Genomic DNA, 8,488 nt, shown 5'->3' with positions numbered 1-8,488 from the left:
GTCGCGGATAGCCGAATAGAAGCCCGGCTTTTCCTTCAGGTAGCGCTTCATCACCGCATAGAGCGCTTCTTCTTCCTCGTTGGTCGGCGCATCGAGGATCGAAGGGTCCTTCTCGGCCTTCGGGCCGAGCACGCAGAGCAAGGTGGCGTCGCCGCCGTCGTCGAGGATCAGGTTCGGATAGCCGCCGTCGGCCCATTCGAAGATCTTGTGAGCGTATTCCCAGTACTCGACCAGGGTCTCGCCCTTGATCGCGAAGACCGGCGTGCCGTTGGCGGCGATGGCCGCGGCGGCGTGGTCCTGGGTCGAGAAGATGTTGCAGGAGGCCCAGCGGACTTCCGCGCCCAGGGCTTCCAGGGTCTGGATCAGCACCGCGGTCTGGATGGTCATGTGCAGGGAGCCGGCGATGCGGGCGCCCTTCAGCGGCTGGTCCTTGCCGAACTCGGCGCGCACGGCCATCAGGCCCGGCATCTCGGTTTCGGCGATCGCGATTTCCTTGCGGCCGAAATCGGCCAGGGCGATGTCTTTCACGACATAGTCGGTCATCAGGCGGTCCTGTCGGAGAATGGGGTGTTTGAGCGCTCTATAGCCGCGCGCGGGCCATGGAGCAACAAACATATAAAGACTTCTTTATATGGGCCAGAAAGCGGGCGCCGCCGCCAGCCTGTCCATCGCTTTGGCCGCGGCCTTGATCGCCGGCCCCTTCCCGGCCTGCCGCGCGGCGAACACCTGGCGGGCTGTCGCCAAGGCCGGGCCTTTCAGCCGCAACCGCGCGATGAGCGCCTCGGCGGCGGCCACGTCGTTGAGCGCGCCCAGCCGCTCCTGTAGCTGCTTGAGGAGCTTGATAAACCCCTTGGCGTCGGCGTCGAACAGGGGCGCGAAGGCTTCGGCCGCATATCGCAGCTTCTTGGCGGCGATCCTTGCTTCATGCCGGCCCGCATCGTCGCTGGCCTTGAGATCGCCGCCCAGCTTGACCAGCGCACGCTGCCGGCGGTCCAGCGCCTTGGCCGCGAAGCGGTCGGCCGGCGCCTCGCGGCGCTTGGCGCTGGCCTTGCCGCCTGCGGTCAGCCAGGCCCCGGTCTCGACCCAGGCCGTGGTCTCTAGCACCAGCTCGCGGAACCGCCCGGAGGCCGCCGCCGCGCAGGCCTTGGCGTGCGCCCGCGCGCGGGCCGCCTCCACCAGCGGAGCGAGCGGCGCAAGGTCGAGGCCCGGCAGGTCGAGGTCCCGCGCCGCCTGGACGAAGACGTCGAGGTCGCGCGCCTCGTCGCAGGCGCCGGCCAGCCACTTCAGCTCGGCCTTGATCGTCTCGGCCATCTCGTCGTCCGCCACCTTGGCGAAGGTCGAGATGGCGCTGCGCAGCCGCCGCACGGCCACCCGCAACTGATGGACCGCGTCCACGCTGTCGGCTTCGCGCAGAACCGCGCCGTTGGCCGCGATCTGCACCAGGCAGTTGCGGGCGATGGCCTGGAAGGCGCCGGCCGCGGTCAGGCCGCGAGCCAGGGGCGCCTTGTCGTGGCGGCGCGGCGAGCGGTCGGTCCCGTCGATCAGCCCCTGGCCCTGCGAGGCCTTGCCGTCGAACGACAGATAGAGCGGCGCGATCTTCGAAAGCTGGCGGGCCAGGTCGAACAGCGGCCCGCATTCGCCGGACTTGAGCTCCAACTCCACCTCGCTGATCCGCCGCGTGCGCGCCCCGGCCTGCACCTCGCCCTCGTCGGCCGCCAGCTCGATCCACGCCCCGTCGACCTCGAACGTCCGCTGCTGGCGACGCACCCGCACGGTGAAGATCGGCCCCAGCTTCCGGCGCTTGGCCGGCGCCAGCACCTCTTTCAGCACCGGAACCTCGAGATCGAGGCCCTCTCCCTCGAGCGCCTGCTCGTATTCCTCACGGGCGAAGCCGTCGCCGCGCTTCAGGGTCTGGACCCGCTTGCCGCCGCCCTCGCGGATGCGTAGCGAAATCCGCATGGCCCGCAGGTCGCCCTGGGGCGTGTCGTAATAGGTGGAGACCAGCAGCTTGTCCTGGGTCTCGCCGGGCGGAGCCGCCGCCAGCACCGCCACGATGTCGGCGGGCTCGCACAGGAACTTCAACTCGATCTCGTCTTCACCCGTGCTCATGCGCTACACGCTCCCCCGACCATGTGCGATTTGCCTCCCCTCGTGTGAGGTGCCCGATGCATGGCGTCCTTTGCCGTCCAGGAGGCTCCGCATGAACGCCCCAATCGCCCAAGGTTTCCGGCCCGTCGACGCCGCACAACCCCGTTACGACTGGACGCTGGCCGAGGTCGAGGCCCTGTTCGAGCTGCCGTTCACCGAACTGATTTTCCGTGCGGCGCAAGTTCACCGCGCGCATTTCGATCCCACCGAAGTCCAGCTCTCGCAACTGCTCTCGGTCAAGACCGGCGGTTGCGCCGAGAACTGCGGCTATTGCAGCCAGAGCCAGCACTTCGACACCGGCGTGCCGGCCAGCAAGCTGATGGACGCCACGAGCGTCATCGCCGCGGCCATGGAGGCCAAGGCCGGCGGCGCGCAACGCTTCTGCATGGGCGCGGCCTGGCGCGACCTCAAGGATCGCGACGTGCCCAAGGTCGCCGCCATGATCTCGGGCGTGAAGGCGCTGGGGCTGGAGACCTGCGCCACCCTGGGCATGCTGACCCGCGACCAGGCCCAGGCCCTGAAGGACGCGGGCCTCGACTACTACAATCACAACCTCGACACCGGGCCGGACTATTACGACAAGGTCGTCACCACCCGCACCTACCAAGACCGGCTCGACACCCTGGAAGCGGTGCGCAGCGTCGGCATGTCGACCTGCTGCGGCGGCATCGTCGGCATGGGCGAGACGCGGACCGACCGCGCCGGCCTGCTGCATGCGCTCGCCACCCTGCCCGAGCATCCGAACTCGCTGCCGATCAACGACCTGATGCCGATCCCCGGCACGCCGCTGGGCGATTCCGAGGCGGTCGATCCGCTGGAGTTCGTGCGCATGATCGCCGTCGCCCGCATCGTTTGCCCCAAGACGGTGGTGCGGCTGTCGGCCGGCCGCGAGCATATGAGCCGCGAGCTCCAGGCCCTCTGTTTCCTGGCCGGGGCCAATTCGATGTTCATCGGCGGCAAGCTGCTGACCACCGCCAACCCCGACAAGGACACCGATGCGGCGCTGATGGCCGACCTGGGCCTGAAGCCGATGACCATGACGGCGCCTGAACGGGCCTGATCCGCTGTCGGCTGCTGACAGCTTCGCGCGTCCTTCGGGCTAGTCAGTCCTGAAGCCTCCGCCTATCTGGCGGAGGCGACGACGCAGAAGGGGCCCGCGTGCAGCCGATCATCTCCATATCCGGTCTGACCAAGACCTATGCGGGGGGCTTCCAGGCCCTCAAGGGCGTCGACCTCGACATCCGGCCCGGCGAGATCTTCGCCCTACTGGGGCCGAACGGGGCCGGCAAGACCACGCTGATCGGCATCGTCTGCGGCATCGTCAATCCGACTGGCGGCAAGGTCAGCGCCGACGGCCACGACATCGTCGCCGACTATCGCGCCGCCCGCTCCAAGATCGGCCTGGTGCCGCAGGAACTGACCACCGACTCCTTCGAGACCGTGCTGGACACCGTCAAGTTCAGCCGCGGCCTGTTCGGCAAGCCGCCCAACCCCGCCCATATCGAGAAGATCCTTCACGACCTCTCCCTCTGGGACAAGAAGGACTCGAAGATCATGGCCCTCTCCGGCGGCATGAAGCGCCGGGTGATGATCGCCAAGGCGCTCAGCCACGAGCCCAGCATCCTGTTCCTCGACGAGCCGACGGCCGGCGTCGACGTCGAGCTGCGCCGCGACATGTGGGAGATGGTCCGCTCCCTTCGCGAAAGCGGCGTCACCATCATCCTGACCACCCACTACATCGAGGAGGCCGAGGAGATGGCCGACCGGATCGGGGTGATCAATAAGGGCGAGATCATCCTGGTCGAGGACAAGGACGTGCTCATGCGCAAGCTGGGCAAGAAGCAGCTCACCCTGCACCTGCAGGAGCCGCTGGCCGCCATTCCGCCCGGCCTGGGGGCCTATCGGCTCGAACTGGCCGCCGGCGGCCAGGAGCTGGTCTACAGCTTCGACGCGCAGGGCGCGGACACCGGCATCGCCGCCCTGCTGCGCCAGCTCGGCGCCGCCGGGGTCGACTTCAAGGACCTCCGCACCGAGGAAAGCTCGCTCGAGGAAATCTTCGTCAGCCTGGTGAGGGGCCGGCCATGAACCTCTACGCCGTCAAGGCCATCTACAAGTTCGAGCTGGCGCGCACCTGGCGCACCCTGATGCAATCGATCGCCTCGCCCGTGATCTCGACCTCGCTCTATTTCATCGTCTTCGGCTCGGCGATCGGCTCGCGCATGGTGGCGATCGAGGGGATCAGCTACGGGGCCTTCATCGTGCCGGGCCTCATCATGCTGTCGATCCTGACCGAGAGCATCATGAACGGCTCGTTCGGCATCTACATGCCCCGCTTCTCAGGCACCATCTACGAGGTGCTGTCGGCGCCGATCTCGCCGTTCGAGATCGTGCTGGGCTATGTCGGGGCGGCGGCCACCAAGTCGGTGATCCTCGGCCTGCTGATCCTCGCCACCGCGCGATTGTTCGTGGAATTCCACATCGTCCATCCGGTCTGGATGGTCGGCTTCCTAGTGCTGACCTCGGTCGCCTTCAGCCTGCTCGGATTCGTCATCGGGGTCTGGGCCGACGGCTGGGAGAAGCTGCAGATCGTGCCGATGATGATCGTCACGCCGCTGACCTTCTTAGGGGGAAGCTTCTATTCGATCAGCATGCTGCCCGAACTCTGGCAGAAGATCGCCCTGTTCAACCCGGTGGTCTACCTGGTCTCGGGCTTCCGCTGGAGCTTCTATGGCGTATCCGACGTCGGGGTCGGCTGGAGCCTGCTGGCCACCTTTGGCTTCGTGCTGGTCTGCCTGGCCGCGATCTGGGCGATCTTCCGCACCGGCTACAAGCTGAAGACCTGAGGCCCGGCTATTCGTCCTCGTCGAACCTGGCGGCCACCAGCGCCGCCAGCGCTTCGATCGCGGCCCGGGCCTCGGCGCCGTCGGCCTGGATGTCGATGGTGCTGCCGATGCCCGCGGCCAGCATCATCAATCCCATGATCGAGCGGGCGTCGACGCACTGGCCGTCCTTGCTGACCTTCACCTCGGCGTCGAAGGTCGCGGCCAGCTTGACGAACTTGGCCGAGGCGCGGGCGTGCAGCCCCCGCTTGTTGATGATCCGGACGGTCCGTTCCGAGGCGGTCACTTTTCGCCGGCCAGGACGTAGGAGGCCACGGAGATGTACTTGCGGCCGGCCTCCTGGGCGCAGGCCACGCAGTCCTCCAGGCTCTGGCGCGTGCGCACCGAGGCCAGCTTGATGAGCATCGGCAGGTTGAGGCCGGCGATCACCTCGGCCTTGGTCTGCTCCATGACCGAGATGGCCAGGTTCGATGGCGTGCCGCCGAACATGTCGGTCAGCAGGATGACGCCCGCCCCGGAATCCACTGCCTCGCACGCCGCCAGGATGTCCTTGCGGCGCCGTTCCATATCGTCGTCCGGCCCGATGCAGATGGCGCTCACCGCCGCCTGCGGACCGACCACATGCTCCATGGCGAAGATGAATTCCTCGGCCAGTCGCCCGTGCGTGACGATCACGAGCCCGATCATGCCAAATCTCTCAACGGGAATCCCCACCCGGCCGCGGCGGGGCCGCGAGTTGGTCTTGATACGCTCCTTCCGCGCCGGCTCCAAGATGCTGCAACGCGCGACCTAGCTTCGCAGGCGCCGAAGCCTCGAACGGCTCGATGGAAACGGCCGGCAGTCTCACCCCTGCATGATCCTTCCAGGCGGGCTCGGGCATACGCTCGTACGGCCCGCAGGAAACCGAAAGGGCGATGCGACAAAAGTTGATCGACGCGCCGCCATGCACGCCGATCCCACGCGCCTCCATCAGGCCGGCCAGGCTGTCGGGCGCGCGGCCGTAGAGCGCACCGCCGCTGGCCCAGACCACCACCCGGTCGTCGGCCACCAGCCGAAAGCCGTGGTCCAGCGCCCGCAGCGCCAGGTCGCTCTTGCCCGCGCCGGACGCGCCCTCGATCAGCACGCCGCGCCAGTATCCGTCCTGGCGGCGCGCGACCAGCCCGGCGTGCAGGATCATCGCCTGGCCTCCGGCAGGTGGACGATGAAGCGCGCGCCCAGCACCACGCCGTCGGCCTCGGTCCGGTTCTCCGCGCGGATCGAGCCGCCCTGCGCCTCGGCCACCTGGCGGGCGATCGATAGGCCCAAGCCCGAATTGCCGCCGAACGCCGTCCCCTTCGGCCGCGAGGTGTAGAACCGCTCGAAGATGGTCTCCAGATTGTCCGGCGGAATGCCGGGGCCGTCGTCGTCGACGGTGATGACCGCCTCGCCGCGCCCGCGCTCCAGCTTCACCCGCACCTCGCCGCCCGCCGGGCTGAACGAGCGCGCATTGTCGACCAGGTTGCGCAGCAATTGCCCCAGCGGCCCTTCGCGGCCCGACACCATGATCGGCTCCAGGGTCTCGGGCGCGCTCAAGGTCACCTGCGCCTCGCCGGGCTTGGAGGTGTCCTGGTAGAGCTGGACCACCTCGCCCATCAGCCGGCCCAGGTCCACGGCCCGCAGGTCCTCGCGCGACAGCTCGGCGTCCAGGCGCGAGGCGTTGGAGATGTCGGTCACCAGGCGGTCCAGCCGCTGGATGTCGTTCTTCAGGATCGCCATCAGCCGCTCGCGCGCCGCCGGGTCCTTGACCAGTTCCAGCGTCTCCACCGCCGAACGCAGAGAAGTCAGCGGGTTCTTGATCTCGTGCGCCACGTCGGCGGCGAAACGCTCGATGGCGTCCATCCGCTCCGATAGCGACTGGGTCATGTCCTCCAGCGACACCGTCAGGTCGCCGATCTCGTCGTCGCGATGCGCCAGTTGCGGCAACGAGATCGCCCGCGCCCGCGACAGACGCACCCGGTCGGCGGCCCGCGCCAGCATCCGCACCGGCTGGGCGATCAGGTTGTTCAGCAGGATCGAGGAGGTCAGGCTGACGAAGATCGCGATCAGGATGAACGGCGCCAGGGCCTGGCGCTCGCGCCGGATGATCTCGTCGACGCCGCTGGCCTCCAGGGTCAGCACCCCCAGCACCGCCTGGACGTGCTGGATAGGGATCGAGACCGAGACCACCCGGTCCCCGTCCTCGGTCCGGCGCATGCCCGCCACGTGCACCCCCGACAGCGCCCGCCCGACCTCCAGCATCAGCGCGCGCTGGGCGGCCGGAGCCAGGGGCGGCGGCGGGCGGCCGATCTTGAGGTCCAGGGCCAGCCCCTCGTCGGCGCGCGGCCGGGCCGGCGGCAGCACCTTCCATTCCACCCGGTCGGCGACCCAGTAGCTGTCGGCGACGAGATTGCCCTTGGCGTCGAACAGCCGCGCCCGCTGCGAGCGCGGATTGGACAGCATCTGCAGGATCTCGCTGGCCGCCTGGGCGTCCAGCTCCGGCGTCGGCTCGCCCACCGTGGCCGCCCGGTTGATGACGTTGACGATCAGCTCGCCCTGGGTGGTCAGGCTGTCGATCCGCGCCCCCACCAGCCCGCGCCGCAGCTCGTTCAGCAGCAGCGACCCGGCGATGATGATCGCCAGGCCCAGGACGTTGAGCAGAATGATGAGCCGCCCCAGGCGCGAGCCTGGCAGCCAACTGAAGAGCGAAGGCGCGCGCGGCGGCCGCCGGCGGCGCGGTTCGGTCTTCGGGTCAGGCTTCGCGGTATCTGTATCCGACGCCATAAAGGGTTTCGATCGCGTCGAACTCCGGGTCGACCTCGCGGAACTTCTTTCGCATCCGCTTGATGTGGCTGTCGATGGTGCGGTCGTCGACATAGACCTGATCGTCGTAGGCCGCATCCATCAGATTGTCGCGGCTCTTCACGAAGCCGGGCCGCTGGGCCAGCGACTGCAGCAGCAGGAACTCGGTGACGGTCAGCTTCACCGGCTTGCCGTCCCACAGGCAGTCGTGGCGCGCCGGGTCCAGGGTCAGCTTGCCGCGCTTGAGCGGGCGCGACCCGCCTTCCTCGCCCGATCCCGCCGCCGGGGGGATCTCGCCCTCGGCGCCGGCGCGCCGCAGCACCGCCCGCACCCGCTCGATCAGCAGGCGCTGGCTGAACGGCTTGTGCATGTAGTCGTCGGCCCCGAGATTGAAGCCGAGGATCTCGTCGATCTCCTCGTCCTTCGAGGTCAGGATGATGACCGGCAGGTCCGAAGTCCGGCGAAGGCGGCGCAACACTTCCATGCCGTCCATGCGCGGCATCTTCACATCGAGGATCGCCAGGTCCGGCGGCTCGTTCTCGAGCGCCGCCAGCCCCGAGGCCCCGTCGTAATAGGCCTTGACCTCATGGCCATGGCTTTCGAGGGCGAGGCTGACCGAGGTGACGATGTTCTCGTCGTCGTCGACCAGGGTGATCTTGGCCATGTGTCTATGTTTTTCCTTC

The 8,488-nt window shown here is 68.2% G+C and carries 10 protein-coding genes; 3 read left to right on the top strand and 7 right to left on the bottom strand.

The features are described from left to right. On the bottom strand, positions 1 to 543 hold a 543-nt coding region (locus tag ACE3TL_RS09920), incomplete at its 3' end, for an adenosylhomocysteinase (RefSeq protein ID WP_374578545.1). A gap of 84 nt (positions 544 to 627) precedes the next feature. After that, positions 628 to 2,109, bottom strand: a complete 1,482-nt coding sequence (locus ACE3TL_RS09915) for a CHAD domain-containing protein (RefSeq protein WP_374578544.1) — start codon at positions 2,107 to 2,109, stop codon at positions 628 to 630. Positions 2,110 to 2,200: 91 nt separating this feature from the next. On the opposite strand from ACE3TL_RS09915, the gene bioB reads away from it, so the two are divergent. The 3 genes from bioB to ACE3TL_RS09900 all read left to right on the top strand — a co-directional run bounded on the left by bioB (position 2,201) and on the right by ACE3TL_RS09900 (position 4,991). Next, the gene (gene bioB / locus ACE3TL_RS09910; RefSeq protein ID WP_374578543.1) at positions 2,201 to 3,208 is read left to right on the top strand and encodes a biotin synthase BioB; all 1,008 of its coding nucleotides are present in this window, start codon (positions 2,201 to 2,203) and stop codon (positions 3,206 to 3,208) included. Between the two features lie 98 nt (positions 3,209 to 3,306). Then, positions 3,307 to 4,233, top strand: a complete 927-nt coding sequence (locus ACE3TL_RS09905; RefSeq protein ID WP_374578542.1) for an ABC transporter ATP-binding protein — start codon at positions 3,307 to 3,309, stop codon at positions 4,231 to 4,233. After that, on the top strand, positions 4,230 to 4,991 hold the full coding sequence (locus ACE3TL_RS09900; RefSeq protein ID WP_374578541.1) for an ABC transporter permease: 762 nt from the start codon (positions 4,230 to 4,232) through the stop codon (positions 4,989 to 4,991). The genes ACE3TL_RS09905 and ACE3TL_RS09900 overlap by 4 nt, the downstream gene beginning before the upstream one ends. 7 nt (positions 4,992 to 4,998) lie before the next feature. On the opposite strand, the gene ACE3TL_RS09895 is transcribed toward ACE3TL_RS09900, so the two are convergent. Genes ACE3TL_RS09895 through ACE3TL_RS09875 form a run of 5 tightly spaced genes read right to left on the bottom strand, consistent with a single transcriptional unit; the run spans position 4,999 to position 8,469 of the window. After that, positions 4,999 to 5,274, bottom strand: a complete 276-nt coding sequence (locus ACE3TL_RS09895; RefSeq protein ID WP_374533398.1) for an HPr family phosphocarrier protein — start codon at positions 5,272 to 5,274, stop codon at positions 4,999 to 5,001. Further along, positions 5,271 to 5,675: a PTS sugar transporter subunit IIA gene (locus tag ACE3TL_RS09890; RefSeq protein ID WP_374578540.1), complete on the bottom strand. Its 405-nt coding sequence runs from the start codon at positions 5,673 to 5,675 to the stop codon at positions 5,271 to 5,273. The genes ACE3TL_RS09895 and ACE3TL_RS09890 overlap by 4 nt, the downstream gene beginning before the upstream one ends. Before the next feature lie 10 nt (positions 5,676 to 5,685). After that, positions 5,686 to 6,165: an HPr kinase/phosphorylase gene (locus ACE3TL_RS09885; RefSeq protein ID WP_374578539.1), complete on the bottom strand. Its 480-nt coding sequence runs from the start codon at positions 6,163 to 6,165 to the stop codon at positions 5,686 to 5,688. After that, positions 6,162 to 7,787, bottom strand: a complete 1,626-nt coding sequence (locus ACE3TL_RS09880; RefSeq protein ID WP_374578538.1) for a stimulus-sensing domain-containing protein — start codon at positions 7,785 to 7,787, stop codon at positions 6,162 to 6,164. Before ACE3TL_RS09880 ends, ACE3TL_RS09885 begins: the two co-directional genes overlap by 4 nt. Beyond that, on the bottom strand, positions 7,756 to 8,469 hold the full coding sequence (locus tag ACE3TL_RS09875) for a response regulator transcription factor (RefSeq protein ID WP_374533402.1): 714 nt from the start codon (positions 8,467 to 8,469) through the stop codon (positions 7,756 to 7,758). Before ACE3TL_RS09875 ends, ACE3TL_RS09880 begins: the two co-directional genes overlap by 32 nt. Positions 8,470 to 8,488 lie beyond the last annotated feature (19 nt).

The sequence above is a fragment of the Phenylobacterium sp. genome (genome assembly GCF_041920015.1).
Lineage (GTDB): Bacteria > Pseudomonadota > Alphaproteobacteria > Caulobacterales > Caulobacteraceae > Phenylobacterium.
The sequence above is the reverse complement of the archived record's forward strand: the minus strand, read 5'-3'. Positions and strand labels throughout refer to the sequence as shown.

What these genes read in the sequence shown, in the direction of transcription:
- ACE3TL_RS09915 (WP_374578544.1), bottom strand. Translation starts at nt 2,109, where the DNA reads ATGAGCACGGGTGAAGACGAGATCGAGTTGAAGTTCCTGTGCGAGCCC.
- bioB (WP_374578543.1), top strand. Translation starts at nt 2,201, where the DNA reads ATGAACGCCCCAATCGCCCAAGGTTTCCGGCCCGTCGACGCCGCACAA.
- ACE3TL_RS09900 (WP_374578541.1), top strand. Translation starts at nt 4,230, where the DNA reads ATGAACCTCTACGCCGTCAAGGCCATCTACAAGTTCGAGCTGGCGCGC.
- ACE3TL_RS09890 (WP_374578540.1), bottom strand. Translation starts at nt 5,675, where the DNA reads ATGATCGGGCTCGTGATCGTCACGCACGGGCGACTGGCCGAGGAATTC.
- ACE3TL_RS09885 (WP_374578539.1), bottom strand. Translation starts at nt 6,165, where the DNA reads ATGATCCTGCACGCCGGGCTGGTCGCGCGCCGCCAGGACGGATACTGG.
- ACE3TL_RS09880 (WP_374578538.1), bottom strand. Translation starts at nt 7,787, where the DNA reads ATGGCGTCGGATACAGATACCGCGAAGCCTGACCCGAAGACCGAACCG.
- ACE3TL_RS09875 (WP_374533402.1), bottom strand. Translation starts at nt 8,469, where the DNA reads ATGGCCAAGATCACCCTGGTCGACGACGACGAGAACATCGTCACCTCG.